The sequence below is a fragment of the Actinospineispora spinosispora DSM 44797 genome (genome assembly GCF_000429025.1).
Taxonomy (GTDB): Bacteria; Actinomycetota; Actinomycetes; order Mycobacteriales; family Pseudonocardiaceae; genus Pseudonocardia; species Pseudonocardia spinosispora.
In genome coordinates this window covers 464,088-489,840 of record NZ_AUBB01000010.1, presented here as the reverse complement: position 1 = coordinate 489,840, position 25,753 = coordinate 464,088, and the positions used below count along the sequence as shown (strand labels likewise).

Below are 25,753 nucleotides of genomic sequence, written 5' to 3'. Positions count from 1 at the left end.
CGCAACCCCCAGCATCCGCGCACACCACCCCCATCCCCGCGATCCTGGCCCGCACTTAGCGCGGCCGGGCGCTGTCAATCCTGAAACCTCGACCCTGCTGCGAGTGCACCACGAGACGGGCGTCGAGGCGCGAAGCGGGATTGACAGCGCCCAGCCGCGCTAAGACACTCACCGGCCAGCGGGGATGCACCCCAACGAGCCAGCGAGGGATGCACCCCCCATAACCAGACGTAAGAACGACCGAGCCAACTCGGACTACCCCAGAACCGGGAAAGAACCCAGACTCGGACAATGCGAACAACTGTGGTAGGAAGCGGAGACGCCTTCGGCTCAGGCGGACGCTTCCAGACCTGCATCGCCCTGGACCGACACACCCTGATCGACTGTGGCGGGACCTCCCTGACCGCGCTTCGCCAGCAGGGATTCGACCCGAACGCCATCACCACCGTTGTGATCAGCCACCTCCACGCGGACCACTTCGGAGGCCTGCCGTTCCTGATCCTCGACGGCCAGTTCCGCCGCAGGACCTCGGACCTCACCGTGATCGGTCCACCGAGCACCGGCAGCCGGTTGGCCGAGGCGATGGAGGTGTCATTCCCCGGCTCGAGCACGGTGAGACGCCGATTCGAGGTGCGCGTCGTCGAGCACGTCGAAGCCACCACCCAGCACATCGGCTCGCTGGCCGTGACGCCCTACGAGGTGCGCCACGCGGCGGGCGCCCCGGCCTACGCGCTGCGTGTGGACGACGGAGAATCCCACCGCTCCGTCGCGTACTCGGGCGACACCGAGTGGACGGACGCCCTCATCGAGGCGTCGGACGGTGCCGACGTGTTCCTGTGCGAGGGCTATACGCCTCGGCCGGTGCGCTGGCACCTCGACCTGGACACTCTCGCCGCCAACCGGCACAGGTTGACGTGCGAGCGTCTTGTCCTGACCCATCTCTCGCCCACGGCGCTGGCCGCCGATCTGTCGGCATGGCAGATCGCCCACGACGGTCTCGTGCTCTAGGAGCGCGCCGACGATCAGGCAGCGACGATGACGTACAGGCCGTAGAGGACGATCAGGCCCGCCACCGTCAGGCACAGACCGCCGACCAGCGTGCCCGTCCGGGCGTTCAGCAGCGCCGGCCGGGCGTCCGGGCCGGCGAGCTGGGCCCGGCCGGACAGCGCGACCAGCGCGAACGCCACCAGTGTCACCACCGCGACAGCCGCGCCGAACGAGACGACCAGGACGGCCAGCAGGGATCCCCACGCGATGCTCATTGTTGTTCCTCCCGCTCAGGCGCCGACGGCCACCGGCTGCGGGGCCGGGACGTCGTTGACGTTGTCGGCCGTGACCGGCGTGCGCCGGGACAGCGTGTAGATGCCGGCGGCGATGGCCACCCCGAACACCGCGACCAGCACGGTGCCGAGCGTGCCGCTCGCGGCGACCCAGGCGGCGAGTGCTCCGACGATGGCGGCGGCGGGCAGTGTCAGCAGCCAGGCGAGCGCCATCCGTCCGGCGACGCCCCACTGGACGTTGGCCAGCCGGCGACCGGCGCCGGCACCGAAGATCGACCCGGTGCAGACCTGGGTGGTCGACAGCGCGAACCCGAGGTGCGCGGAGGTCAGGATGACCGCGGCGCTGCTCGTCTCGGCCGCGAAACCCTGGGGGCTCTGGATCTCGCTGATCCGCTTACCGAGGGTCTGGATGATCCGCCACCCACCGAGCGAGGTGCCGAGTGCGATGGCGACGCCGCAGCTGGCGATCACCCACAGCGGAGGTCCGGCGTCGGCGGGGAGCGATCCCGCGGTGATCAGGGTGAGGGTGATGACACCCATGGTCTTCTGGGCGTCGTTGGTGCCGTGGGCCAGCGCGACCATGGACGCGGACACGATCTGGGAGAGCCGGAAACCTCTGGTGATCGTGCCCTCCTCGCCGCGCGAGGCGATGCGGTAGGCGAAGTAGGTCGCGGCCAGTGCGACGATGCCGGCGACCACCGGCGACAGGACCAGCGGGATCAGCACCTTGCTGACCACTCCGGCGAACTTGATCGCGTCGGCTCCGGCCGCGACCCAGGTGGCCCCGATCAGGCCGCCGAACAGGGCGTGCGACGAGCTGGACGGCATGCCGAGCAGCCAGGTCAGCAGGTTCCACAGGATCGCGCCGACGAGTCCGCCGAAGATGACCACCGGGGTGATCTTCGTGTCGTCGACGAGCCCGCTGGAGATGGTCCTGGCGACCTCGACGGAGAGGAACGCGCCGATGAGGTTCAGCACGCCGGCGATGGCGACGGCGACCTTGGGGCGCAGCGCCCCGGTGGCGATGGAGGTGGCCATCGCGTTGGCCGTGTCGTGGAAGCCGTTGGTGAAGTCGAACAGGAGCGCGGTCACGACGACCGCGATGACGATGACCGACATGTGTGGGTCCCCCGCTGGATTCCTTGCGGCAGAACGCGCCGGAGCGACGCGACGTGCGGACGGTAAGCGGCGCGAACCAACTCCGGGTTAACCGCTTACCAACTTTGAACACCACCACCGCTCCAGGCGCCCCGCGCTGATAACCGGCTCAGCTGCAGCTGGCATCCTGGCCCGGTGAGGACGCCTGGAGCGCAGCCACGCACGAGCGCCGACCGGTTCGCGGCGCTGTGCGCCGCCATCTCGGGAGCGCTGCCACCGCGGGTGGCCTCGGTGGTCACGCCACGTCTGGTGGGCTTCTGTGTGATCAACGGGTTCACCTTCGGCGTCGACCTGGCGTTGATCACTTTGTTCCGCGGCGGGTACGGCTGGCCGGTCTGGCTGGCCGTCAGCGTCAGCTACGTGACCGCGTTCGGGCTGAGCTTCACGCTCAACCGCTGGCTCAACTTCCGCTCGCACGCCCCCATCGGACGGCAGATCAGCTGGTATGTCGCGGCGATCGTGGTCAACTATCTGGCCATCGTGCTCGGGATCGGTGCGGGTCTCACCGCGTTCGGCGTCCAGTACCAGCTGTCCCGCTTCGCCGCCGGGGCCTGCGAAGGCGTGTTCATGTACTGCGTTCTGCGCTGGGTGGTGTTTGCGCCACACCGTGAGTGGGAGGCCTGAGCGGTCTCAGTGGCCGAAGAGGACCGGGGCGACCAGAGGCGAGTTGAAGATGTCACTCTGGCTGTGGCCCACGTCCGGCACCACGATGCGATCGTGCTGGGCGGTGGGGTGCAGTCCCTGGATGTAGGTGAGGTAGCTGGCGCCTCGGGCCGCGCGGTGCTGGCCCTGCGCCACGGCGGGGCAGGTGGTGTCCTCGTCGCCGTTGTCGAAGGTGTCGTCCGCGCCGTTGACGATCGTGACCCGCCGGCTCAGGTACTGGGCGAGCGCCTGCTGTGGGGACAGCGCCGCCACGTAGCCGGTCCGGCCCGCGAGGCCGTACTTGTAGGTGTCGTAGCCGGGGCAGCCGGCCGAGGTGGGCACCTCGAACCGGGTGCCGTCGCCGACCGGCCTGGTCGGATCGAAGTAGACGTACGACGAGGCGTTCGCCGCCACGTAGTTGATCGCCACCCGGGGCAGCCGGCCGGATGCGGCCCCGAACACCGCATACCGTTGGACGAACTGCCCTCCAGCCGAATGCCCCGCCACGGTGATCGAGCGCAGGTTCGGGAATCGTTGCGGGTCCGCGAGGGTGTCCAGCAGGTCGTCGACGACGGCGAAGCTCGACAGACCGGCGGGCCTGACCGCGCCGTCACCCTGGAGCCAGCCCGGAGCATCGGCTCGGCGAGGTGGCTGGTCGACCCAGTACGGCGCGTTCGGGCCCGGCTTGTCCTGGGACGTCTGGAACCACGGCGCCACGACGATCGTGTCGGCGTCGGCGTGGTCCTTCGTCGCGGCCTGCATCATCGCGGCGAAGTAGGTCTTCGAATTGCGCAGAATCCCGTGGACGACCACCACGGCGTGCGTGACCGTCGGATTTCCCGACAGCGGCATGTTTCGGTAGACCGGGAACTGTGAACCGTCGGGCAGAGCGAACTGTTCGAAGCACCGCTGTCCGTCGTCGCCACACGCCGCCGGCATCGAGGACCGCGCTAGCCGAGGCACACTCTCCGAGGCGGAGGCGCTGAGACCGGCCCCGGATACGAGTGCCACAGCCGCCAGCACCGCCAGCGACCACGGCCGAAAACTGAACCACCGCCCCATACTCCGAACGGTAAGGGCCGCCGCCGGGAACGCCTAAGCCATCGGCGAACCCGATCCGGGCGCGTCTGAGAGATCCGTCAGCCCTGTCCCTGTCACCGCTCACGGGGTGGGCGCGGCGACCACCGGTTCCGCCACGGGGCGGGGAGCACGCGGCGTGCGGCGGCTGATCGCCACACCGGTCAGGCACAGGGCCCCGCCCAGCAGACCCAGCGCGGTGGGCACCTCGCCCAGGGTGGCCCAGGACAGCAGGACCGCCACCGCGGGCGCGCACAGGGTCGTCGCCGCCATGCGTCCCGCGTCGGTGCGGGCGAGCGCGTAGGCCCAGGTGGTGAAGGCGATCGCGGTGGGTCCGATCCCGAGGTAGACCACCCCGGCGATCGCGCTGCCGGGAGCATGCGCGAGCTCACCGATCGCCTGCGGCGCGAAGGGCAGCGTCGCGACGAGTCCTGAGACGCAGCCGACCCACGTCGCGGTGATCGCATCGACCGAGCGCAGCGCGACCTTCTGCATCAGCACCCCCGCCGCGTACAGGACGGCGGTGATCAGGCCGAGGACGATCCCGAGCGCATCCACCACGTCGCTGCCGTCACCACCGATGGCGATCACGATCACCCCGGCGAACGCGATGACCATCCCCACGATGACCGGTCGGGGAAATCCGTCGCGGAACAGGAAGCCCGCGATGATGGCGACCAGGATCGGCGCGAAGTTCACCAGCAGCGCGGCGGTGCCGGCGTCCAGGTGTTGCTCGGCCCAGTTGAGCAGCACCGTGTACCCCGCGAACCACAGCACGCCGTAACCGATCACGAATCCCAGTGCGCGACCGCGCGGGATCGGCCGCCGGTAGCGCAGCGCCAACAGCACCAGCGCGACGGAAGCCACGAGCAGCCGCGAGAACGCCAGCGCTCCCGGGGACAGAACGTCCCCCACCGAGCGGATGACCACGAAGGCGGAGGCCCACAGCAGCACGGTGATCACTGCCGCGCCGGCGGCCAGATGCTTACTCGACATGGTGATGACGATGCCGCCCGGCAAACATAAGCACAAGCGACAATAACTACCGAACTCTTCAGTCGGACTGTAGTGTCGCAGGAATGGACGTGCATCGGCTCCGGGTACTGCGCGCGGTCGTGGCGGACGGTTCGATCCAGGGCGCGGCGACGAACCTCGGCTACACCCCCTCGGCGATCAGCCAGCATCTCAGCGCGCTGCAGCGGGAGACGGGACTGAAGCTCGTCCAGCGCTCCGGGAGGGGAATCGAGCCGACCGTGGCCGGTCGCGCGGTGGCCGCCGAGGCGGCACGGATATTCGAGCGGCTCGCCGACCTCGAGTCCCTGGTGACCGATCTGCGCGCGGGCCGCGCCGGGTCGCTGTCGGTGAAGTACTTCGCCTCGGCCGGTGCCGTCTGGATTCCGCCCGTGGTGGCCTGCATCGCCCGCGAGTTCCCTCGGCTGCGGCTGGACCTGCGGCTGATCGAGCTCGTGGCCGCGGACGCCGGCGCGCCGGACGTCGAGATCGCGGTCGACGGCGCGGAGTCGACCGACAACGCCGGCTACCGGGTGTATCCGCTGCTCACCGAGCCGTACTTCGCGGTGGTGCCAGCGGCGTGCGAGCTGGCCGGCCGCGCCGAGGTCGACCTGGCCGAGCTGCGCGATGAGAACTGGGTCGACAACGACGTGGCCAGGGGACCGTGCCGGCAGGCCGTGCTCGACGCGTGCTCGACGGTGGGTTTCGTCCCCGCCTTCCACATCGAGACACAGGACTACCCCACCGCGATCAGGTTCGTGGCCGAGGGCATCGGGATCACCGTGATCCCCTACCTGGGCCTCGACCTGCTACCCGCCTCGACCGTCGCGGTTCCGATCGTGAACCCGACGCCTCGGCGAAGCATCTCGGTCCGGGTCCGCGAGGCGGTCGCCGATCATCCCGCCGTCGTGCGAATACTCGAGCTGCTCGACGAGCGCGTCGCGGGTGACCGCCGCAAGATCGGCGGCCGGCGCCTCGAAGGGGTCAGAACAGGCTGAGCTGGTCGGTCACGGTCTTCACCGGCAGACGCTTGTGGCGTCGGGGCTGGTGCGACGGCGGCCATCCGGTTTCCAGCGGGATGCTCGGTGGCCGGGGGTCCTCGGACTCCTCGTGCGCGAGCGCCCGCAGCGCGGCGGCGGTCGTCCAGTGCAGCTCGTGGGTCAGGAACGCCTGCCGGACCACGGCGGTCGCCAGCGGGAGCCTGCCCGCGTCGAGGTCGACCGGGACATCGGTGTGCATCGTCATCACCGCGCGGTTGAGCTCCCACGCCCGCCGCGCCCCCGGCTCGGCCAGCCGGGCGGCCACCGTCGGGCCCACCGCCTCGACGACGCGGCCACCGCCGGACTCCAGGTCCGCGAACGCCACCTCCGCGCTGCCCAACGCGCCGAGCAGCCGGGCGGCGATGACCGGCCCGACCCCGCGTACTCCCGGCAGGTTGTCCGAGGGATCACCACGCAGCGCGGCGAAGTCGGGGTACTGCTCCGGGCGCACCCCCAGCATCATCACCAGCCGCTCGGGCGTGAGCATCGGCGAGGCCTCCACCCCTCCGTTGATCACCCGCAGAAGCCGGGTGTGGGAGTCGATGAGCCCGAACGCGTCCCGGTCGGACGTCACGACGACCGTGCTCGCGCCGGCCAGCGGTGCCTGCCGGGCGACCGATGCCAGTACGTCGTCGGCTTCCAGACCGGAGGGCACCACCACGGGTATCCCCAGCTCGCCGATCACCTCGACCGCGCGGGCCAGCTGCTCGACGAGCGCCGAGGGCTTGTCCGTCCGGTGGGCCTTGTAGCTCGGCCACGTCGTCCGGCGCAGACTGGACTCGGGGTCGTCGAACCCGACCACCACCGCGTCCGGCCCGACCCGGTCGACCGCGGCGACGAGCTGCGACAGCAGCCCACGCACCGCCCATCGCGGCTGACCCTCACCGGAGCGGAAACCGGTGCGGGCCTGCGAGTGGTAGGCGCGGTGCACGAGCGAGTTGCCGTCGACGACCAGCACGACGCGCTCGGATCCGGACACCCCATGACTGTGCCTCATCCCGCCACCCGGAACACATCGGGTCGGCGGTCGAACTGCCACACTTCACCCGAACCCACGAACGCTCCGACAGAAGGACCACGACGGCATGGACGGCGAGGCCCTGCCCAGCCTTCCGGACCTGCTTCCCGGCCCGACCGACCCTCCACTGAGCGTGCTGTTCTGCGGCGTGAACGCACCCGCGCTCACCCTCTCCACCGGGCAGCACTTCGCGCAGCCCAGCAATCGCTTCTGGCCCACTCTGCACGGTGCGGGATTCACGCCGCGACTCCTGGCACCGTCCGAAGCCGGTGAACTTCCCCGGCTCGGCTACGGCATCACCAAACTCGTGGACCGTTCGACCGCGAGAGCCGACGAGCTGAGCCACGCCGAGCTGCGAGGCGGGGTGCCCAGGTTGATCGACCTTGCCGGCCGGACCCACGCGAGCTGGGTCGCGTTCCTCGGCATCGGTGCGTTCCGGGTCGCGTTCGGTCTCCCCCGGGCGGGTTTCGGCCCCCAGGAGGGCCTTCGCCTCGCCGAGGCCCACGTCTGGGTGCTGCCCAACCCCAGCGGGCTCAACCGGCGCTGGTCGCTTCCGGCACTGATCGCCGAGTACCGGACGTTGCTGGAGGCCACGATCTCGGAGAACCGGTGAGCTCTGCCCGATGCGCGCGGTCACGACCTCGTCGGAGAGTTGAAGACCGCTCGTACGGCAGCCTCGTCGCCTTCGATGTCGACGAGCCCGCGAACGTCGTCCAGGGCGAGCACGCCCGCGGCCAGCCCGAGAACGATCTGGGCGTCGGCTCGCACCACGGCATCGAGATCGCCGCCATCGTGCGGGCCCGCCTCCACGCCTGAGTGCGACGTCCGGACCAGGACCAGACCGTCGTCGACCCCGACTCCGACCCGCCACGGTCGGCGCGTGGCCGTCCTGTCGGCCAGCAGGGTCGAGAGCGGGAGAACCAGCCATTCAGCGCGGAAGTGGTCGCCGCCCGGCCCTCGGATCATGAGTGGAGTGGACCAGCGGATGAGGCCCTCGACCGGCTCGCGCAGCCCGGCGCCCCACGGGGTGAGCGCGTAGACGACGGCGTTGCCCTCCTCTGCCAGCCGTCGCTCGATGACTCCGGCGGTCTCCAGGTCACGGAGCCGGTCGGCGAGCAGGTTGGTGGCCACACCGGGCAGCCCGTCCCGCAGCTCGCGGTAGCGGGCGGGCGACATCAGGAGCTGCCGCACGATGAGCAGGTTCCACCGGTCGCCCACGACATCCAGCGCCCGGGCGAGACCGCAGTACTGGCCGTAGCTTCGACTCATCTTTTCACTTTACATTCTCAATCATGACTGAGAATATCAACGAAATCGGCGACACGGAGGGTGGTCATGGCACACACGGGAAGACCTGCTTGGGTCGACGACGAGCTGTTCCCGTTCGAGAGCCGCTTCGCCGACATCGACGGGCACACCGTGCACTACGTGGACGAGGGGGCAGGGCCGATCCTGCTGTTGCTGCACGGCAACCCGACCTGGTCGTTCCTCTGGCGCGAGGTGATTCGCGCGCTGCGCAAGGACTTCCGGTGCGTCGCGCTGGACTACCCGGGCTTCGGGCTGTCGACGCCGAAGCCCGGCTACCGGTTCCTGCCCGAGGAGCACGCGGACGTGGTCACCGGGTTCGTCGACACGCTCGGACTCAGCGGGGTCACGCTGGTCGGGCAGGACTGGGGCGGCATGATCGGCCTGGCCGCCGCGCAGCGCAGGCCGGGTGTCTTCGACCGGCTGGTGCTGGCCAACACCTGGGCCTGGCCGGTCAACGGGGTGTTCCATTTCGAGTGGTTCGGTCGCGTCATCGGCGGAGCCCTGTTCCGGTTCCTGGTCCGGCGGTTCAACGTCCTGGTCAACTGGTTCATGCCGGCCGGCCACCGAAGGCGGAAGCTGACCTCGGCCGAGATGACCCACTACCGCCGGGCGCTGGGCACCCCAGAACGGCGCCAGGCCTCGGCGGTGTTCCCCGGCCGGGTCCTCGCCAGCCGGGCCTTCTTCGCCGAGGTCGAGGCCGGCCTCACCGGCGTCGCCCACCTGCCGACACTGATCATGTGGGGTGATGCCGACATCGCCTTCCGGCCCCAGGAACTCGAACGTCTGGAAGCAACCTTTCCCGACCACAGGACCGTGATCGTCGAGGGCGCCGGCCTCTACACCGAGTCCGACGCCCCCGACGAGTTCGTCGCCGCTGTCCGCGACTGGTGGTGCGCGCCAGCACCCTCGGCTCGCGAGGACGCCGCGCGGACGACGCCGAGGGAGTCGCCGTGACCTATGATGCGCACCTGGCCGACCGCGTCCGGGAGCTACTGCTGGACGACTCGCCGGTCACCGAGCAGGCGATGTTCGGCGGACTCGCCTTTCTCGTCGCCGGCACGATGGCCGTGGCGGCAAGCAGCCAGGGCGGCTTGATGGTGCGGGTCGATCCCGCACGCACCGACCATCTCCTCGCAACCACCGACGCGCGGCCGATGCGGATGAAAGGTCGCGCGGTCTCCGGCTGGCTGCACGTCGACGCCGACGACCTGCGGACCGAGCACCAACTGGCCCAGTGGATCGCCGTCGGCACAGCCGCCGCCGCCGGCGCTCCCGCCAAGAGACCGCGTCGATGACAGGCACCGGCCCAGACCCTGGCACCCGGAAAGGTGCTGCTGTGTCACCGGTAGCAGCGCACAGTGGGGCCCCCGACACCATGGCCCAGGCTCGCGCCGCGTTGCGCGACGTCGTCCCCAGCCTCGTCGCGCTGGTGCGCGGCGTCCCCGATGCCACGACCGCGTCGGTCGGCGCCTGGACGGTGGGCGAGGTCGCGGCCCACCTCTCGCATTCCTTTCGCGCCGACACCGATGCCCTCGCCGGAAGGCCGGTCCCGGACGCCGTCGTGACCAAGGCGGGAATCGCCGAGTCCACCGCGAGGCTGCTGACCGAGGACTGCGAACGAGACCCGGCCGTACTCGCGGACCGCATCGCCGCGCTGGCCGTCGAGTTCGACGACGTCGCGTCGCGGTCGCGACCAGGCACCGTCGAGTGGCTACAGGGTGTCCGTCTGCCCCCTTCGGCCGTGGCGTGTCACCTGCTCAACGAGTGCCTGATCCACGGCCACGACATCGCCAAGGCCGCCGGGCGCCCGTGGCGGATACAGCCTCACCACGCACTGCTCGCGGTCGAGGCCTTCCTGATCCCGCTGCTCGCGGCGCTGCCGCCCACCGCGTTCGTCGACCAGGAGAAGGCCGGATCCTTCCGGGCGCGCGTCGAGCTGCGCCTGCGTGGAGGCGGGCGCACGGTGATGGTCCTGGACAGCGGTTCCTTGACAGTCGAGGAGGGGGACGCACGTGACGTCGACGCCCACATCTGGGCCGACCCCACGGCTTTCGTCCTGGTCTTCATCCGCCGGCAAGGAGTCGGGAAGGCGATTCTCGACGGCAAGCTCGCCGCCTGGGGCACTCGGCCGTGGAAGCTCACCCGCATGCTCACCGTGCTGAGTCCCCCGTAGCCCTGCCCGAACGGACAGTGCCTCGCTACCCGTCACGTCACCGGAAATCTGCCGACACGACCTCCCCCGAAGTTGGTTGACTCGTCACGCGCAGTGGGCGACGAGGTGGGAGGCGACGGCGTGACACAGGGGAACGGACCGGGGCGAACGGGATACACGCTGCCCGGACTGACCGGCCCGGTCGAGATCGTGGTCGACCGGTGGGGTGTGCCGCACATCTACGCGGGCGACACCTACGACGCGTTCCGGGCGCAGGGGTTCAACGCGGCGCGGGATCGGCTGTGGCAGATCGACTTCTGGCGGCGCCGGGGGCTGGGCATGCTGTCGGAGGTGTTCGGCTCCGAGCACGTCGAGCGCGACCGCGCGGCCCGGCTGTTCCTGTACCGGGGTGACATGCGCCGCGAGTGGCTCAGTTACGGGTCGGACACCAAACGCGCCACCGTGGCGTTCGTCGAGGGCATCAACGCGTTCGTCGAGCTGACCCGCCGCGATCCGGAGCTGCTTCCCGTCGAGTTCCGCGAGCTGGGCTACGAACCCGCGCTGTGGGAACCCGCCGACGTCGCCCGGATCCGTAGCCACGGGCTGTTCTACAACGTCCGCGAGGAGGTCGCCCGCGCCCGCACGCTGCGGGACCTGCCCGCCGAGGTCGAGGAGCTGCGCCGACGCCGCGAACCGGAGCGGGACCTGAGAATCCCCGACGGACTGGACCTGTCGCTGCTTCCCGACGACGTGCTCGCCGTCTACGACCTGGCCACCTCGGCACCGGCGTTCGGGCCGGCGCAGCCGCTCGACCCACAGGGGGACGTGCTGCCGGAGGGCAGCAACAACTGGGTCGTGGCCGGCTCGCGCACCCGGTCGGGGCGCCCGCTGCTGGCCAACGACCCGCACCGGGCCGCGGCCGCGCTACCCGGTCTGCGCTACATCGCGCACCTGTCCGCGCCGGGCTTCGACGTGATCGGCGGCGGCGAGCCCGCGCTGCCGGGTATCTCGATCGGCCACAACGGGCGGATCGCGTTCGGTCTGACGATCTTCGCGATCGACCAGGAGGACCTCTACGTCTACGAGACCGATCCCGCCGACCCGTTCGCCTACCGGTACGAGAATCGCTGGGAGCCGATGCGGCGGCTGACCGAGACGATCGCGGTGGCCGGCGGCGATCCGGTCGAGGTGGAGCTGTTGTTCACCCGGCACGGCCCGGTCGTCTACCGGGACGCCGATCGCAACACCGCGTTCGCGGTCCGGGCGGCCTGGTTGGAGCCGGGCATGGCGCCCTACCTGGGCAGCATGGACTACATGCGGGCCCGCAACCACGACGAGTTCCTCGCCGCGATGAACCGCTGGGGCGCGCCGCCGGAGAACCAGGTGTACGCCGACACCGACGGGACGATCGCATGGAAGACCGGCGGGCTCACCCCGATCCGCCCCAACTGGGACGGCACCCTCCCGGTACCCGGCGACGGCCGCTACGAGTGGGCCGGGTTCTACGACGCCGACCAGCTTCCCGGCGCGGTGAACCCGGAGCAGGGCTTCCTGGCGACCGCCAACGAGTGCAACCTTCCCGACGACTTCCCACCTGATCGCCACATCACCTACGACTGGTACGCACCGTCGCGCCGCCGCCGCATCGACGAGGTGCTTGCGCAGGTCACCGACGCCACACCGGAGAGCATGGTCGCGCTGCAGGCCGACTACCGCAGCGTTCCGGCACGACGGATCCTCGCCCGGCTCCGTGAGCTCGACGTGCCCGAGGGCACCGACGGGCTCGACCTGCTGCTCGGCTGGGACGCAACCCTCTCGCCCGACTCGTCGGCCGCCGCGGTGTTCGAGATCTGGTACCGGCGCCACCTGCGGCCCGCGCTGCTGACCCGGGCACTGGAACAACACCTCGACGTGGCCGAGGTGGCCGCCGCCTCGGCCCGCATCTGTCCGGCCGAGGACCTGCTGGCCGACTCACGGGTCGACCTGGAGCTGATCGAGAGTCCGGGCGCACGGCTCGGTCCCGATCCGGAGAAGTTCCTCGCCGACACCATCGCGTCGACGCTCCCGGCCGCGATCGCCGAGACCGAGGAGCTCCTCGGCGCCGACCGAGCCGGCTGGGCCTGGGGGACTCTGCACGTCGCGCGCGCCGGACACCCCCTCGCGGCCCTGTTGTCCGGCGTCGACGAGGAACACCTCGTCGCCGGACCGGAGCCGAGGGGCGGCAGCGGCGACACGGTCGGCAACACCGCATACGGACCGAACTTCGTCCAGAGCGCCGGCGCGACCTTTCGCCTGGTCGTCGACGTCGGCGAATGGGACTCCTCGCTCGCCATGAACGCACCGGGCCAGTCCGGGCGGCTCGGCGACCCGCACGCCGACGACCTGTTCGGGCCGTGGAGCCGGGACGAGGCGTTCCCCCTGCTCTACAGCCGCGGACGCGTCGACGCCGCGGCCGAACAGATCATCGAGCTCCGTCCGTCCTGAACCGACCCCTGATCACGAAGGAGAGATCCATGGGCCACCTGCAACTCCCACCCGGCAAGAAGATCGCCGTCAACCTCGGCACCGACTTCGACGCCCAGGCCCTGTGGCTGGGTGGGTTCAACCGTCCGACCCAGTCGTTCATGTCCCGGGGCCAGTTCGGCGCCGAGGTGGGTGTGCCGCGCCTGCTGGAGCTGTACGGCCGATACGACATCAGGACGACCTGGTTCACCCCGGGTCATTCCGTCGACACCTTTCCCGAGCAGTGCCGCAAGGTCGTCGAGGCCGGGCACGAGATCGGGCACCACGGCTACTACCACGAGATTCCGCCCGGTCTCGAACGCGACACCGAGCGGCGACTCGTGGACCTCGCGTTCGCCACCTACAAGAACGTCCTCGGCCTGCGGCCCACCGGCTACCGCTCGCCGTACTGGGACTACAGCGAGAACACCCTGGACATCATCGAGGAGTCCGGCTTCCTGTACGACACGAGCCTCATGGCGCGCGACCTGGTGCCGTACCACCCGCAGCGCTGGCAGATCAACTGGGAGAAGGCCAACGTCGCCGGCACCGCGAGCTCGGTCATCGAGATCCCGGTCAACTGGTACCTCGACGACTTCCCACCGCTGGCCTACACCGGTGTCTCCACCGGTATGCAGGACACCGAGACGATCTTCCGCCGCTGGCGGGACATCTTCGACTACGCGTACGAGCGGGTCGAGAACCCGGTGTTCGCGTCCTGCGTGCACCCGCAGATCATCGGCCAGGCGCACAACATCCTCTGGTACGAGAAGCTCGTCGAGCACATCGTCGGCCACGACGGCATCTGGTTCGCCACCTGTGAGGAGATCGCGCGTGCCTGGGTCGACGACGAGGAGGACCAGCGGCTGATGGCGCTGCCCGACGTGCGCGGCGTGGAGGCCCCGCCCTCGGACTCCAGCTGGGCCCGGCAAGCCTGACCGCGGTGGGGTCCCGGCACGGGGCCCCACTACGAGTCGTCGATGAGGTGCAGGTCCATCGCCAGCCGCACCAGCTCGGTGCGCCGGCTCAGCTTGTGCCGCCGCAGCATCGCGGTGACGTGGAACTTCACCGTGTGCGGACTGAGGTGGACCTGCTCGCCGACCCGGTGGTTGTCCATGCCGCGCGCGATCAGCCGGACGATCTCCAGTTCCCGGTCGTTGAACGCGGGCTGGTTCGCGCCGGTCGAGCGACGCAGCAGACCGCTGGCGAGCCGAGGGTCGAAGTAGCTTCCGGTCGTGGCCAGCTCCCGGATGATGTCGGGCAGCCGCGCCGTCGTGGTCTCCTTCAGGATGTACCCGGAGGCACCCGCCCGGATCGCCTGGGCCAGCAGCTCCGAGTTGCCGTACCCGCTGAAGATCGCGATCTTCAGCTCGCCGAAGGATCTCGACAGCGCCGCGCACGTATCGACGCTGTTCCCGCCCGCCAGCCGCATGTCGAGCAGCAGCAGGTCCGGCCGGGTGGCGGCGATCAGACCCTCCGCCTCGCCCGAGGTCGTCGCCGAGCCGGCGAACTCCAGGTCGTCGGTTCGCCCGGCCATCGCGCGCAGACCGTCGTGCACGATCTCGTGGTCGTCGACCACGCAGAACCTGATCATCGTCCACCGGTCGCGGGCACGATCGCGCGCAGCACGTGACCACCGTCCGGTGAGGAGAACCGCTCGATGCGACCGAGCACCCGGCCGGCCGCCCGCTGCATCGCGGACAGGCCGAGGTGTGCACGTGACCGGCCCTCGTCCGTCGGCTCGCCCTGACCCGCGGCGCCCTCGTTGACGACCGAGAGGACCCAGCCGTCCGCCGTCCTGCTCAGGGTCACGTCCGCGGCCGTCCCGGCCGCGTGCAGATCGACGTTCACCAGTGCTTCCTGCCCGATCCGGACGAACGCGTCGGCCACCGGGTCGGGCAGCACCACATCCGACCCGTGCACGACGAACCGGTGCCGGGCCTCGGGACGCAGCGAGGCTTCCGCGATCTCCTCGAGCACGGCGCCGGCCGTACGGTCCGCGCCGCCCTGGATCAGCAGGTCCAGCTGGCCGCGCAGGGCCTCCATACAGCGCTCGGCGGCAGCGGCGATCGAGTCCAGCCCGGCTTCGACGTCCGGGCCGCCGTGAGCGGCCGCGCGGGCCCGCTCCGCGGCGAAACCGATCTCCAACAGGCCCCGGACGGCGGTGTCGTGCAGGTCGTAGGCCAGCCGCTCCTGTTCCTGACGGCGCAGCACATCGCGCCGGTACTCCTCGGTCGCCTGACGCTTGAGCCCCAGCTTGGCGTACTCGGCGAACTCCCCGAGCACTTCCTCGTCGGTCTCGCTGAACGGTCGCAGCGCACGTTCGCCGACGTAGAGCACCGCCTGGACCTGGTCGTCGACCACGATCGGCGTCGCCATGGCCGACACGATCCCCTCCCCCGCCGTCTCGGCGACCGGTGCGGCGAACAACCGGGAGTCGTCGGCGTAGTTCGACGACCGGACCGGCTGGCGCAGCGTCCGGGCCAGCCCTCCCAGTCCCTGCCCCTCGCGGATCCGCAGGTGCCGGAAGGCCGGGGTCCGGATACCGAGCACCTGGTCGAACGTGAAGGTCTCCACGTCGTCCTCGGGCAACGACAGGTAGGCCACCTCGGAGTCGAGCAGCCATTTCGCCGACACCAGCAGGGTCGTCAGTGCCTCGCCGGCGTCCGCACAGTCGACCGTGGCCGCCGCGACCTCCTTCATCGCCCGTTGCAGGTCTCGGTTGATCTCCGTTGCACCGTGCCGACGGGCCGAGGACATGCTGCGTCGCAGGTCGCAGCGGAACCTGCGGACCAGCTCCGACGCGGGCTCGGGAATCCCGGGGCGCACGCCGGTACATCCGACGACGACCATGCCGTCGCCGTACGGGTCGCTCCACGGCACGACGACCGCCGACCGCAACACGATCCGGTAAGGCCGCAGTGTGGAGACCAGCTCGACGTCGGCGAGTGCCGACGCCCTGCGCACCGGCAACCCGCTGGCCCGGAAGGTCTCGTTGACCAGCGGCGACCCGGGCAGACCGGGTGCGTCGGCGGCCAGGACCAGCAGGTGCGCGCCGGGCGTCCGAGGACGGTAGGTGACGAGCCCCACGGTCGCGCCGAGGAGCCCACGAATCTCGGCGAGCACCGGGCGCAGGCCGTCGGAGATGGTGTGCGAGCGTCCGGCGTCGAGCAGGTACTCGGCCCGGACACCCACGGGTTCGCGCACTGCGGCACCTCCTACGGCCGGCTGCGGTGCAACCTGTAGTAAAGCGCCACCGTGCGATATGCGAAACCTGACGACCCATCTCCGCCGTTACGGCCCACGGCGTCCTACCCGTATGGGCAGGACGGGCCGGGCGAGGTGAGCGACTCGACGATCTCGGCGCGTGGTGTGCCGACCCGCTCCAACGCGGCGTAGAAGGCAGGCGGGGCGACCCAGTCCTCCGGGGCCAACACTCCCGCACGACCGTCGTTCGCCTCGAGCGCGACCGCCATGAACGCCGCGCACGAGGTTCCGGTCACGGCCGCCATGTCGCGCATGAGATAGGTGTCCGGACCGCTGACCGGGATGCGCCGGACCGCCACCGTCGCCTGTCCGTCACGCATGCCGATCGCGCGTGCCATGAGTCCCCCTCGGTAGGGCACCGGGCGGCGCAGAGCGGCCGAGGTGAGGAACCGGAGCAGCTCCGGCGTCGTGCTCTCCCCACGCCGGATCTGACCGGCCATCCCGGCCAGTGCGTGGCGCCATCCGGTGACGGTGCCGAGGCGGTTCTCCAGGAGGTCCACCATGAAGTCGACCGCCTGCTCGACCGTCATCGCGCCCCGCTCGACGGCCAGCCCGAGCCCCCGGGCGAGGCCGTTGAACGGAGCCGGGTCCAGTCCACCGAGTACCCGGATCCGGTTGGCGTCGGGGTAGCGGCGGGGCACGGTCACCGCCTCGGGGTGCGCGGTCTCGTACAGCAGCAGGTCGCCCAGGCTCCCGCCCATCGGCACGATGTCGGTCTCGACCCAGGTCCTGTGCATCGCGGGCCCGCCGTTCGCCCAGGTCAGGCATGGGCCGGCGGCGATGTGCAGCAGATGTTCGAGCACGGCCCGCCCGATGCCCGGCCGTTCGTCCCCGACCACCCAGCACATGTCGATGCTGTACACGGAGTCGAGATCACCGGCGGCGTCGACGGCCAGCACGTTGCTCATCCCGGGTGAGGCGCCGCAGCCGACGTAGCACGGCACGCCCGCGTCCCGTGCCCGACTGTAGAGCGCCAGCGCGGCCTGGGTGCTCTCGACGTCGTCGTCGAAGTCGAGGTACGGCACGCCCGCCGTCAGACAGGCGGTGAGGACGGGCTCGGACGTGCGGGTGTACGGGCCGGCGCCGAGGACGACGAGCGCGGCGCCGTCGATCACCTCGAGCAGGCTGTCGCGGTCGAACAGGTCGAGCCGCCGGGTGGTGGCACAACCGCTCGGGAGCCGGGCGAGTAGCGGCTCGAGTCGCTCGGGGTGGATGTCGGTGAGGGTCAGCTGCCAGTCACCGCCGGCGACGGCGAAGCGCTCGACGGCCACGCGGCACATCTCGCCGGCGGCACCGATGAAGACGATCCGTCGTGCCGTCATGCGAGACCTCCGGTGGTGTCGGCTCCGACGAGCTCGCGGCGATCCGTGAGGGCACCTCAGCCGCAAAACACGAACTCGAATCGGTTTCGAGTTTACGAACGGCTGACGGCGCTGTCAAACTGTCGCCCATGGCGAGATCGAAGCCGGAGAGCCGGACCGGTGTGGTGCAGCGTCGAGGAGTCGAGCGCGCGCGGACGCTCCTCGACGCCGCCGAGGCACTACTGGAGGAACAGGGCTACGAGGCGGCCACGCTCAAGGCGATCGGTGAACGCGCCGGCGTCCCGATCGCGTCGATCTACCACTACTTCGCCGACCGACATCAGGTCGACGCCGAGATCATGCAACGCCACGTGAGCGCGGCGGACGAGCGCATCGCCGGCGCGCTGAGCGACCGGAACCCCCACACGCTGCCAGAGGTCGTCGACACCTTCCTCGACACCCTGATCACGTACTTCCGGGAGCACCGGAGCCTGGTGGAGCTGTGGTTCGCGGGGCGCAGCCCGGCACTGACCGAGCTGTCCCGCCAGTTCGACAGAACCCAGGCCGACCAGGTTCACCGCTTCCTGGTCGACCGGGACCTAGTGGCGGCCGACACCCCGGTGTTCGTTGTGCAGCTCGCTTTCGAGGCGGGCGACCGGCTCGTCGACGTGGCGTTCCGCCGCAGCCCCACCGCCGACGACGCGACGATCGTCGAAGCGGGCCGCCTGATCACGGCCTACCTGCAGACCTACGCGGCACGTCGATAGGAGTACGCCGGTCACACCTGCACCGCTTCGCAGAGCCTCGTGTCGTGTCGCAGACGTTGCAACGTCTGCGACACGACATCAAGGTCTGCGAGGTCGTACCGTCTAGAGGCGGATGGACTTCTTGTTCATGAACTCCTCGATACCCAGCGGGCCTAGCTCGCGCCCCATGCCGGAGCGTTTGATCCCACCGAAGGGCAGGTCGGCCTGCGAGCCGCCCGCCCGGTTCAGGTAGACCATGCCGGCGTCGATCTGCTCGGCCACCCGACGCGCCCTGTCCCTATCGCTGCCCCACACGCTGGCGCCGAGCCCGAACGGCGTGTCGTTGGCGATCGTGATCGCCTCCGCCTCGGTCGCGGCGCGGAACACCAGGACCACCGGCCCGAAGATCTCCTCGTAGTAGGCGGTCATGTCCGGGGTCACGTCGGTCAGCACGGTCGCCTCCAGGTAGGCGCCGGGCCGGTCGATCCGGTGGCCGCCGGCACGCAGCGTGGCGCCCTGGCGGACCGCCTCGGCCACCTGGGCGGCCACTTCGTCGGCCGCCGAGTTCGACGCCAGCGGCGGCAGCGTCGTCTCCGGGTCCGAGGGGTCACCCGGCACGTAGTACCCGGCGACCCGCTCGGTCAGCCGCTCGACGAACTCCTCGTAGATGTCGGCCAGCACGATCATGCGCTTCGGGGCGTTGCAGGACTGTCCGCAGTTGCGCATCCTGGCCGTCGCGGTGGCTTTCACCGTCTCGTCCATGTCGGTGGCGTCCAGCACGATCAGCGGATCGGACCCGCCCAGTTCCAGCACGGCCTTCTTGAGGTTCTTACCGGCCTCGGCGGCGACCGAGATGCCCGCCTGTTCGCTGCCGGTCAGTGAGACACCCTGGATGCGCGGGTCGGCGAGCATCCACGGGATCTGCCGGCTGGAGGCGAAGACGTTGCGATACACGTCGTCGGGAACTCCGGCGTCGCGGAGCACCCGCTCGATCGCGGCGGCGGACCGGGGGCAGATCGAGGCGTGCTTGAGCAGGATCGTGTTACCGAGGACCAGGTTGGGGGCCACGAATCGGGCCACCTGGTAGCACGGGAAGTTCCACGGCATGATCCCGATCAGGGCCCCGATCGGCTCCTTCGCGATGACTGCCTCTCCGCCGGTGATCGACAGCGGCTCGTCGGCGAGAAGCTCGGACGCATGATCTGCGTAGTAGTTGAAGATGTCGACGACGATGCCGATCTCGCCCCGGCCCTCGTTGATCCGTTTGCCCATCTCCAGCGTCATGATCGCGGCCAGCTCGTCGGCCCGTTCGGCGAACAGCTCCGCGGCGCGCGACACGATCGTCGCGCGCTCCGCGAGCGGACGACGACGCCATGACGAGAACCCGGCGTGGACCCGCTCGATCGCGGCCAGCACCTCCCCGTCGGTCGCATTCTCGATCTTCTCGATCAGTTCACCCGTCGCGGGGTTGGTGACTGTGTACATGAGGGCGCAGGCCTCCGCTTTTCTACCGGATCGCAGACTCGTCAATTCCATACAGTATACAAAGTTCGCCGATCTCGCTCGTCGCCGAAACAGTCGATGATCAGTTTATGTCGTGTTACGATACGAAATTCGAGTGAGGCCGGCCGCCGAACTGGTTCGACGAGACCTCGGATCCATGCCGGAGGAACGTCATGATCGTCTTTTCGGTACTACTCGCCCTGCTTGCCACTCTCGCAGTCGTCTGCGTGGTGGGTGCCGGGTCGAGCCTGCGGGTGATCAAGCAGTACGAGCGCGGCGTGGTGTTCCGGTTCGGCCGGGTCAGGCCCGACGTCCTCGGCCCCGGGCTGGCGGTGATCGCACCGTTCGTCGACCGCCTCAACAAGGTCAACATGCAGGTCGTGACCATGCCGGTGCCCGCGCAGGACGGGATCACCCGCGACAACGTCACCGTCCGCGTCGATGCGGTGGTCTACTTCCGGGTGATCGACCCGGTGAAGGTCGTCGTCGACGTCCAGGACTACGAGTCGGCGATCAGACAGGTCGCGCTGGCGTCGTTGCGGTCGATCATCGGCAAGAGCGACCTCGACGACCTGCTGTCCAACCGCGAGCACCTCAACGAGGGCCTCGAGCTGATGATCGACAGCCCGGCGTTGGGCTGGGGTGTGCACATCGACCGGGTCGAGATCAAGGACGTCGCGTTGCCGGAGTCGATGAAACGGTCGATGTCGCGGCAGGCCGAAGCCGAGCGGGAACGCCGGTCGAGGGTGATCACCGCCGAGGGTGAGCTACAGGCCTCACGGAAGCTCGCCCAGGCCGCCGAGGTCATGACCGAACACCCCGCCGCGCTGCAGCTACGCCTGCTCCAGACCGTCGTGGAGGTCGCGGCGGAGAAGAACTCCACCCTGGTACTCCCGTTCCCGGTGGAGCTGCTGCGCTTCCTGGAACGCGCCACACCCAGTACCGACACCACAGCCACCGACGGCGCTGACCGGGAGCACGCCACCGCCCCGGAAGCGGCCCCACCCAAAGCACTGGACTCCCCCACCCAGACCCCGTCGCTGAACGGCGCACCCGCCCCCGCCACGGAAACCCCGCACTGAACCGGCACTTCGCACAGTCACGGTGCACTGCGCACAGGTGGTGCGGGCTGGGTGTGCGAAGTGGCTGTCGCTCAGTGCCAGCAGGGGCCGGCGCCGACTGCCGCGAAACCCTGCCGGTCACCGGGGCCCAGCTCGGTCTGGCCGGTGTTCACCGGCGCCATGAGCTCATGCTGGTCGGCAACGTGGTCCAGCCCCAGCACGTGTCCGAGCTCGTGCACGATGACCGCCCTGACGATCGCCGCACCGCCCCGGCGGGTCAGGTCCTCGGCGATCGCCTGACGGGACAGCCTGATCTGCCCGGTGACATAGCGGGTGAGCTCCGGACCTCCGGGGCTCACCGAGGTGCTGCCACCTTCCCCCTCGACGTCGGTGTCCGGATCGGCCGGCCCGGCGGGAGCCTCGGCCACCAGCTCCGACTGGTCGACCCAGGCGATCAGTACCGGAGCCCACCCCGGGCCGTAGCGCTCGGGCTGCCTGGTCGGGCGACGGTCGCCCGGTGTCTCGTCGGTCACGCCCAGGTAGTCGAACGTGAGGCCGGACGCCGCGCTGACGACCTGGACGGCCTCGGTGATCAGCGTGTCCCCACCGGGTGGCATACCCGCCGGATTGACCACGTAACGGATCGGCCGGCACGCGTCGTAGGTGACCGGCTGTCCGTCCGGCAGCCGGATCACGAAGGCGTGCGCGCCACTCGTGGTCGGCGCCGGCCGCCTGCCGTACGACATGCCCGTCGGCAGCAGCGAGTCCAGCGGGTCACGGGGGCCAGGACCGAAGGGTTCCCACCAGCTCACCACGCCGATGCCGCCGACCAGCACCGTCAACAGCACGAGGTACAGCTTCGCCCGCCCGCCCAGGATGTACTCGGGCGCTTTCGGGCGCCGCTGTGCCGCCGCCCGGCGGTCGAGGCGGTCCAGCTCGGCGAGACGACGCGACAGGTGCCGGTACCTGCGCCACGCGCGGACCCTGCGTATGAGTCGCACAGCCCTCTCCCGACATCGGCCGGATCCGCCCGTCGCGCAGTCTAGAACACCGGAGATCTTCTCGACGGCGCCGTCTTGACCTCAAGTGGGCTTGAAAAGTCAGGCTAAGGCTTGCCTAACCACCTGGTCATCGCCGGCTTGGAGAGGACCCGACCCATGACGAAGCACCTGCTGCTCAACTACGTACTCGGTACCCAGACCACGTGGCGCCACCCGGACTTCCCGATCGGCGCGGCGACGTCGCTCGACCACTACCTGGAGCAGGCCGGCCTCGCTGAGCGCGGCCTGTTCGACCTGGTGTTCCTGGTGGACGACGTGGCACTGTTCCCGGACCCGGACGTCGCGCTGGTGTGGCCGCTGAGCCCGATCCAGGTGATGACCGCGCTGGCCACCCACACGACCCACATCGGGCTGGTCGCCACCATCGGGACGGCCTTCGTCCCGCCGTACGAGCTGGCCAGATCGCTGGCCTCGCTCGACCACCTGTCCGGGGGCAGAGCCGGGTGGAACATCGTGACGTCGGCGTCCGGGCAGGCCGCCGCCAACCACGGCCTGCCCGAGTCACTGCCTCGCGCCGAGCGTTACGAGCGGGCGACCGAGTGCCTCGACGCGGTGATCCAGCTCTGGCATGCCTGGGAGGCGGACGCGCTGCTCGCCGACCCGGCGACGGGCGACCTGGTCTCCCCGGACCGGATTCACGCGGTCAACTTCCGGGGCGACCACGTCCGGGTGCGCGGGCCGCTGAGCCTGCCGCGATCGCCCCAGGTGGTACCGGTGCTGTTCCAGGCGGGCCCGTCGCCCGCCGGCCGCGAGCTCGCCGCGCGATACGCGGACCTGGTGTACGCGACCCTCGGCGCCGTCGAGGACTCCCGTGCCTATCGCGCCGACCTGCGTTCCCGCGCCGAGGCCGCCGGTCGCGGAGCGGACGCGGTGAGGTTGCTGCCGGGAATCATGCCGTACGTCAAGAGCACGGAGGCCGAAGCGCGGAGCTTCCACCGCGAGCTCATGGAACTGAACACCCCGGCGAGCCGGTACCGGGAGGTCGCCGGGGCGCTCGGCGTCGACCTCCGGTCCGACGACCACGACGCCACCGTCCCGGCCGGGCTCGTCGCCGAGGCCACCCGACGCTGGCCGTGGATCGTCACCAGGGGCACGGTCGATCCCTCGGGCGTGAGCTGGCGGGAGCTGGCGCACGCGGTCCACGACCGCTACGGGCACCGGGTCGTGGTGGACACCCCGGAACGGATCGCGGACCTGATCACCGACGGCTTCGTGCGGGGCGCATATGACGGGGTGAGCATCAGCGCACCGCCGCTGACCACGGGCCTCGCCGACTTCGTCGACCTGGTGGTGCCCATCCTGCAGGAGCGGGGTGTGCACAAGCGCGAGTACGCGCGGGGCTCGCTTCGGGAGCGCCTCGGGCTGCCGATCACCCAGCGGGTGGACCGGTCCAGCTGGACCCCGCACTACGCGAGCTGACCGCGTGCCTCGTCCCCGCCCACTGGTCGTGCTCGGACTGATCACCACCTGGCTCGTCTCCGGCTGCGTCGCGGACGGACCGCAACGGTCACCCGCCGAGGGCCGGACGGTCACCGTGCAGGCGGGCAACGGCCGCGTCACCGTGCCGGCGACCTCGACCGGAGTGCTGGCGATGGACGAGAGCACCGGGCTGCAGCTGCTCGCCATGGGTGTCGTACCGAGGGCGGTCGTCGCCCGCGAGGACGTGCCGGCCACGGAGCTGCTGCGCGAGGAAGGTGTACCGCTGATCGCCAGGGGCAGGACCGAACAGGTGGCGGCCGCGAAGCCGTCGTTGATCGTCGGCATGATGACGCCGAGGAACGACGAGCTCGTGGCCCGGCTGAGTCGCATCGCCCCGGTCGTGTTCACGCACTTCACCGACCCGTGGCCGGAGCAGCTGAGGGTCAACGCCGCGGTCACCGGCCGGCCTGAGCGTGCCGAGCGGCTCATCGGGCGGATCGACGACGCGATCTCCCGGCTGGCGGTACAGGTCGGGACCCGCTTGCGGGGGCGAACCGTCTCGGTGCTGTCGCTGTGCGGCGGCGGGAACACCCTCTGCATCTACGATGACCGCACGGTTCTCGGCGACGTCCTGACCCGCCTGGGGCTGCGTCGTCCCTCCGCTCAGATCAGGGCCAACAGCAGCGACGACCGCACGGCGTGGGCCGGGTTCGACACGATCTCCGCCGAGCTGCTCGGGGCACACGGCGGCGACATCGTCGTCGCCCTCGACGGCGGCGAGGGTCCGACCGTTCTGGACCACCCGCTGCTGCACACCGAGCATGCGATCACCGCGAGGGTCGAGTTCGACGGCTGGTTCTACAACACCCCGCTGACCGTCGCGTGGGTGCTGCACGACCTGCGAGCCGTGCTGTTCGGCGAAGGGCGCGTCGCGGCCCGTGGCGACGCCCGTGCGCTCTGGGCCGAAGCGGTGAGCGGCCCGTGATCGGAGTGCGGGACGCGTTCGTTCTCGCGCTGCGGGGGCTGCGCGCCGACCCGGCGCGCGCCACCCTCACGATGGCCAGCATCGTTCTCGGCGTCGCCTCGGTGATCGTGCTGGCGGGCCTCGGCGTCGGCCTGCGCACCTCGGTCGACCAGAACTACGGCAGGCTCAACACGACGATCGTGGCGAGCAGGTCGCTCGCCACGACACCGGGCGCCAACGAGTCGCGCAGCCTCACCGAGGGCGACTACCAGGCGCTGCGCGACCCGGCCGCCGCGCCCGCCGTCATCGAGGTGATCCCCGAACGCACCGGCACCGCGGTGCTGCGGCGCGACGGTGCCGAGTTCCGCGCGAACATCGTCGGCACCACCGGCGGCTATCTGCACCTTCGCCTGCGCCGGGTCGCGGTGGGACGGATGTTCACCGAACAGGAGAACGCCGACCGAGCCAGGGTCGTCGTGATCGGACCCAAGATCGTCGACGCGTTGTTCGGCGGCGACGCGGGCGCCGCGCTCGATGCGGACGTGCGAATCGGACGTCTCACCATGCGCGTCGTCGGCGTGCTCGACACGATCGAAGCGGACCGCAACGCCGTCTCGCTGCTTCCGCTGAACTCGGCGAGGGCCCTGTTCGCGGGGAGCGACGCGCTCAACTCGATCGGCGTCGTCGCGGCCGACCGGACCCGGGTTGCCGAGGCGGACGCGCAGCTGAAGGGTGTTCTGGACCGCCGGCACCGGATCTCCGATCCGGACCGCCGCGACTACGCGGCCAGTACCGCCGCGCACGAGCTGACCCGGATCGACCGCTATCTCGCGTTGATCAACTGGTTCACCCTGTCGGTCGCCGCGATCGCACTGGTGATCGGCGCGCTCGGCGTCGCCAACATGATGGTGGTGACGGTGACCGAGCGCACCGGCGAGATCGGCGTGCGCAGGGCGGTCGGCGCCCGACGCTCCGCGATCGTCCGGGAGTTCCTGCTGGAGGCGCTCACCCTCGCCGGTTCGGCCGGCCTGGTCGGTGTGGTCGTCGGAATCTCGCTCACCGTGCTCGGCGGCCTCACCCTGCCGACGATCGCGCCGGGATACGGCTCACCGGCCGTGTCCGCGCCGTCGGTCGCGGTCGCCTTCACCGCGAGCCTGCTCATCGGCCTGCTCGCCGGGGTCCACCCGGCGCTGCGCGCGGCGGGCCTCAACCCCATCGACGCACTACGACACTGACAGGAGTT

The 25,753-nt window shown here is 70.3% G+C and carries 25 protein-coding genes; 14 read left to right on the top strand and 11 right to left on the bottom strand.

From position 1 onward, the window contains the following. Positions 1–291: 291 nt before the first annotated feature. Positions 292–1,008 (top strand): MBL fold metallo-hydrolase, encoded by a 717-nt coding sequence (locus tag G406_RS0106115; RefSeq protein ID WP_028933157.1) that lies wholly within the window; start codon positions 292–294, stop codon positions 1,006–1,008. A gap of 14 nt (positions 1,009–1,022) precedes the next feature. Here G406_RS0106115 and G406_RS0106110 read toward each other — a convergent pair whose 3' ends face one another. Together G406_RS0106110 and G406_RS0106105 are read right to left on the bottom strand one after the other, a co-directional pair. Then, entirely contained in the window at positions 1,023–1,262 is a 240-nt protein-coding gene (locus G406_RS0106110) for a hypothetical protein (RefSeq protein ID WP_028933156.1), read from the bottom strand. 15 nt (positions 1,263–1,277) lie between these two features. Next, positions 1,278–2,399, bottom strand: coding sequence for an inorganic phosphate transporter (locus G406_RS0106105; protein WP_028933155.1), 1,122 nt, complete (start codon positions 2,397–2,399; stop codon positions 1,278–1,280). A 174-nt stretch (positions 2,400–2,573) separates the two neighbouring features. Here G406_RS0106105 and G406_RS0106100 point away from each other — a divergent pair, with 174 nt between their 5' ends. Then, positions 2,574–3,062: a GtrA family protein gene (locus G406_RS0106100; RefSeq protein WP_028933154.1), complete on the top strand. Its 489-nt coding sequence runs from the start codon at positions 2,574–2,576 to the stop codon at positions 3,060–3,062. 6 nt (positions 3,063–3,068) lie between these two features. On the opposite strand, the gene G406_RS44885 is transcribed toward G406_RS0106100, so the two are convergent. Then, positions 3,069–4,142, bottom strand: a complete 1,074-nt coding sequence (locus G406_RS44885; protein ID WP_156934693.1) for an alpha/beta hydrolase — start codon at positions 4,140–4,142, stop codon at positions 3,069–3,071. Between the two features lie 99 nt (positions 4,143–4,241). Beyond that, a complete protein-coding gene (locus tag G406_RS44880; RefSeq protein ID WP_037075396.1) occupies positions 4,242–5,153 on the bottom strand; it encodes a DMT family transporter in 912 nt (303 codons plus the stop codon). A gap of 83 nt (positions 5,154–5,236) precedes the next feature. On the opposite strand from G406_RS44880, the gene G406_RS44875 reads away from it, so the two are divergent. Then, entirely contained in the window at positions 5,237–6,166 is a 930-nt protein-coding gene (locus tag G406_RS44875; protein WP_051341693.1) for a LysR family transcriptional regulator, read from the top strand. Here G406_RS44875 and G406_RS44870 read toward each other — a convergent pair. Next, positions 6,153–7,187 carry a 5'-3' exonuclease gene (locus tag G406_RS44870; RefSeq protein ID WP_051341692.1) on the bottom strand — a complete coding sequence of 345 codons (1,035 nt, stop codon included), beginning with the start codon at positions 7,185–7,187 and terminating at the stop codon, positions 6,153–6,155. The two genes, G406_RS44875 and G406_RS44870, sit on opposite strands and share 14 nt — an antisense overlap. Positions 7,188–7,293: 106 nt before the next feature. On the opposite strand from G406_RS44870, the gene G406_RS0106075 reads away from it, so the two are divergent. Beyond that, a complete protein-coding gene (locus G406_RS0106075; RefSeq protein WP_028933153.1) occupies positions 7,294–7,839 on the top strand; it encodes a mismatch-specific DNA-glycosylase in 546 nt (181 codons plus the stop codon). A gap of 20 nt (positions 7,840–7,859) precedes the next feature. Here G406_RS0106075 and G406_RS0106070 read toward each other — a convergent pair whose 3' ends face one another. Further along, on the bottom strand, positions 7,860–8,495 hold the full coding sequence (locus tag G406_RS0106070) for a winged helix-turn-helix transcriptional regulator (protein WP_028933152.1): 636 nt from the start codon (positions 8,493–8,495) through the stop codon (positions 7,860–7,862). Positions 8,496–8,561: 66 nt separating this feature from the next. On the opposite strand from G406_RS0106070, the gene G406_RS44865 reads away from it, so the two are divergent. From G406_RS44865 to G406_RS0106045, 5 genes are all read left to right on the top strand, one after another. Further along, the gene (locus tag G406_RS44865; protein WP_051341710.1) at positions 8,562–9,488 is read left to right on the top strand and encodes an alpha/beta fold hydrolase; all 927 of its coding nucleotides are present in this window, start codon (positions 8,562–8,564) and stop codon (positions 9,486–9,488) included. Then, positions 9,485–9,829 carry a TfoX/Sxy family protein gene (locus G406_RS0106060; RefSeq protein WP_028933151.1) on the top strand — a complete coding sequence of 115 codons (345 nt, stop codon included), beginning with the start codon at positions 9,485–9,487 and terminating at the stop codon, positions 9,827–9,829. The genes G406_RS44865 and G406_RS0106060 overlap by 4 nt, the downstream gene beginning before the upstream one ends. A gap of 41 nt (positions 9,830–9,870) precedes the next feature. After that, positions 9,871–10,707, top strand: coding sequence for a maleylpyruvate isomerase N-terminal domain-containing protein (locus tag G406_RS0106055; RefSeq protein WP_169736621.1), 837 nt, complete (start codon positions 9,871–9,873; stop codon positions 10,705–10,707). A gap of 120 nt (positions 10,708–10,827) precedes the next feature. Further along, positions 10,828–13,170, top strand: a complete 2,343-nt coding sequence (locus tag G406_RS0106050) for a penicillin acylase family protein (RefSeq protein ID WP_028933149.1) — start codon at positions 10,828–10,830, stop codon at positions 13,168–13,170. 29 nt (positions 13,171–13,199) lie between these two features. Beyond that, positions 13,200–14,126 (top strand): polysaccharide deacetylase family protein, encoded by a 927-nt coding sequence (locus G406_RS0106045; RefSeq protein WP_028933148.1) that lies wholly within the window; start codon positions 13,200–13,202, stop codon positions 14,124–14,126. Between the two features lie 29 nt (positions 14,127–14,155). Here G406_RS0106045 and G406_RS0106040 read toward each other — a convergent pair whose 3' ends face one another. The 3 genes from G406_RS0106040 to G406_RS0106030 all read right to left on the bottom strand — a co-directional run bounded on the left by G406_RS0106040 (position 14,156) and on the right by G406_RS0106030 (position 17,777). After that, entirely contained in the window at positions 14,156–14,782 is a 627-nt protein-coding gene (locus G406_RS0106040) for a response regulator (protein WP_028933147.1), read from the bottom strand. Beyond that, a complete protein-coding gene (locus G406_RS0106035) occupies positions 14,779–16,395 on the bottom strand; it encodes a GAF domain-containing sensor histidine kinase (RefSeq protein ID WP_028933146.1) in 1,617 nt (538 codons plus the stop codon). Before G406_RS0106035 ends, G406_RS0106040 begins: the two co-directional genes overlap by 4 nt. A gap of 104 nt (positions 16,396–16,499) precedes the next feature. Then, positions 16,500–17,777, bottom strand: a complete 1,278-nt coding sequence (locus G406_RS0106030) for a saccharopine dehydrogenase family protein (protein ID WP_028933145.1) — start codon at positions 17,775–17,777, stop codon at positions 16,500–16,502. A gap of 128 nt (positions 17,778–17,905) precedes the next feature. Between G406_RS0106030 and G406_RS0106025 the strand changes: the two genes are divergently transcribed. Then, positions 17,906–18,523 carry a TetR/AcrR family transcriptional regulator gene (locus tag G406_RS0106025; RefSeq protein WP_037075180.1) on the top strand — a complete coding sequence of 206 codons (618 nt, stop codon included), beginning with the start codon at positions 17,906–17,908 and terminating at the stop codon, positions 18,521–18,523. 102 nt (positions 18,524–18,625) lie between these two features. On the opposite strand, the gene G406_RS0106020 is transcribed toward G406_RS0106025, so the two are convergent. Further along, positions 18,626–19,987 carry an NAD-dependent succinate-semialdehyde dehydrogenase gene (locus tag G406_RS0106020; RefSeq protein ID WP_028933143.1) on the bottom strand — a complete coding sequence of 454 codons (1,362 nt, stop codon included), beginning with the start codon at positions 19,985–19,987 and terminating at the stop codon, positions 18,626–18,628. A gap of 191 nt (positions 19,988–20,178) precedes the next feature. Here G406_RS0106020 and G406_RS44860 point away from each other — a divergent pair, with 191 nt between their 5' ends. Next, entirely contained in the window at positions 20,179–21,087 is a 909-nt protein-coding gene (locus G406_RS44860; RefSeq protein ID WP_051341691.1) for an SPFH domain-containing protein, read from the top strand. A gap of 71 nt (positions 21,088–21,158) precedes the next feature. On the opposite strand, the gene G406_RS44855 is transcribed toward G406_RS44860, so the two are convergent. After that, positions 21,159–22,067 carry a matrixin family metalloprotease gene (locus G406_RS44855; protein ID WP_051341690.1) on the bottom strand — a complete coding sequence of 303 codons (909 nt, stop codon included), beginning with the start codon at positions 22,065–22,067 and terminating at the stop codon, positions 21,159–21,161. 156 nt (positions 22,068–22,223) lie between these two features. Here G406_RS44855 and G406_RS0106005 point away from each other — a divergent pair, with 156 nt between their 5' ends. Genes G406_RS0106005 through G406_RS0105995 form a run of 3 tightly spaced genes read left to right on the top strand, consistent with a single transcriptional unit; the run spans position 22,224 to position 25,745 of the window. Then, the gene (locus G406_RS0106005) at positions 22,224–23,546 is read left to right on the top strand and encodes an NtaA/DmoA family FMN-dependent monooxygenase (protein ID WP_028933142.1); all 1,323 of its coding nucleotides are present in this window, start codon (positions 22,224–22,226) and stop codon (positions 23,544–23,546) included. Between the two features lie 4 nt (positions 23,547–23,550). Then, complete coding sequence (locus G406_RS0106000; RefSeq protein WP_156934692.1) at positions 23,551–24,531, top strand: ABC transporter substrate-binding protein; 981 nt, start codon at positions 23,551–23,553, stop codon at positions 24,529–24,531. Next, on the top strand, positions 24,528–25,745 hold the full coding sequence (locus G406_RS0105995) for an ABC transporter permease (protein WP_028933140.1): 1,218 nt from the start codon (positions 24,528–24,530) through the stop codon (positions 25,743–25,745). Before G406_RS0106000 ends, G406_RS0105995 begins: the two co-directional genes overlap by 4 nt. Positions 25,746–25,753: the final 8 nt, after the last annotated feature.

What these genes read in the sequence shown, in the direction of transcription:
- G406_RS0106025 (WP_037075180.1), top strand. Translation starts at nt 17,906, where the DNA reads ATGGCGAGATCGAAGCCGGAGAGCCGGACCGGTGTGGTGCAGCGTCGA.
- G406_RS0106110 (WP_028933156.1), bottom strand. Translation starts at nt 1,262, where the DNA reads ATGAGCATCGCGTGGGGATCCCTGCTGGCCGTCCTGGTCGTCTCGTTC.
- G406_RS0106005 (WP_028933142.1), top strand. Translation starts at nt 22,224, where the DNA reads ATGACGAAGCACCTGCTGCTCAACTACGTACTCGGTACCCAGACCACG.
- G406_RS0106070 (WP_028933152.1), bottom strand. Translation starts at nt 8,495, where the DNA reads ATGAGTCGAAGCTACGGCCAGTACTGCGGTCTCGCCCGGGCGCTGGAT.
- G406_RS0106105 (WP_028933155.1), bottom strand. Translation starts at nt 2,399, where the DNA reads ATGTCGGTCATCGTCATCGCGGTCGTCGTGACCGCGCTCCTGTTCGAC.
- G406_RS0106075 (WP_028933153.1), top strand. Translation starts at nt 7,294, where the DNA reads ATGGACGGCGAGGCCCTGCCCAGCCTTCCGGACCTGCTTCCCGGCCCG.
- G406_RS0106045 (WP_028933148.1), top strand. Translation starts at nt 13,200, where the DNA reads ATGGGCCACCTGCAACTCCCACCCGGCAAGAAGATCGCCGTCAACCTC.
- G406_RS44875 (WP_051341693.1), top strand. Translation starts at nt 5,237, where the DNA reads ATGGACGTGCATCGGCTCCGGGTACTGCGCGCGGTCGTGGCGGACGGT.
- G406_RS44860 (WP_051341691.1), top strand. Translation starts at nt 20,179, where the DNA reads ATGATCGTCTTTTCGGTACTACTCGCCCTGCTTGCCACTCTCGCAGTC.
- G406_RS0106040 (WP_028933147.1), bottom strand. Translation starts at nt 14,782, where the DNA reads ATGATCAGGTTCTGCGTGGTCGACGACCACGAGATCGTGCACGACGGT.
- G406_RS0106115 (WP_028933157.1), top strand. Translation starts at nt 292, where the DNA reads ATGCGAACAACTGTGGTAGGAAGCGGAGACGCCTTCGGCTCAGGCGGA.
- G406_RS0106020 (WP_028933143.1), bottom strand. Translation starts at nt 19,987, where the DNA reads ATGTACACAGTCACCAACCCCGCGACGGGTGAACTGATCGAGAAGATC.
- G406_RS44880 (WP_037075396.1), bottom strand. Translation starts at nt 5,153, where the DNA reads ATGTCGAGTAAGCATCTGGCCGCCGGCGCGGCAGTGATCACCGTGCTG.
- G406_RS0106030 (WP_028933145.1), bottom strand. Translation starts at nt 17,777, where the DNA reads ATGACGGCACGACGGATCGTCTTCATCGGTGCCGCCGGCGAGATGTGC.
- G406_RS44865 (WP_051341710.1), top strand. Translation starts at nt 8,562, where the DNA reads ATGGCACACACGGGAAGACCTGCTTGGGTCGACGACGAGCTGTTCCCG.
- G406_RS44885 (WP_156934693.1), bottom strand. Translation starts at nt 4,142, where the DNA reads ATGGGGCGGTGGTTCAGTTTTCGGCCGTGGTCGCTGGCGGTGCTGGCG.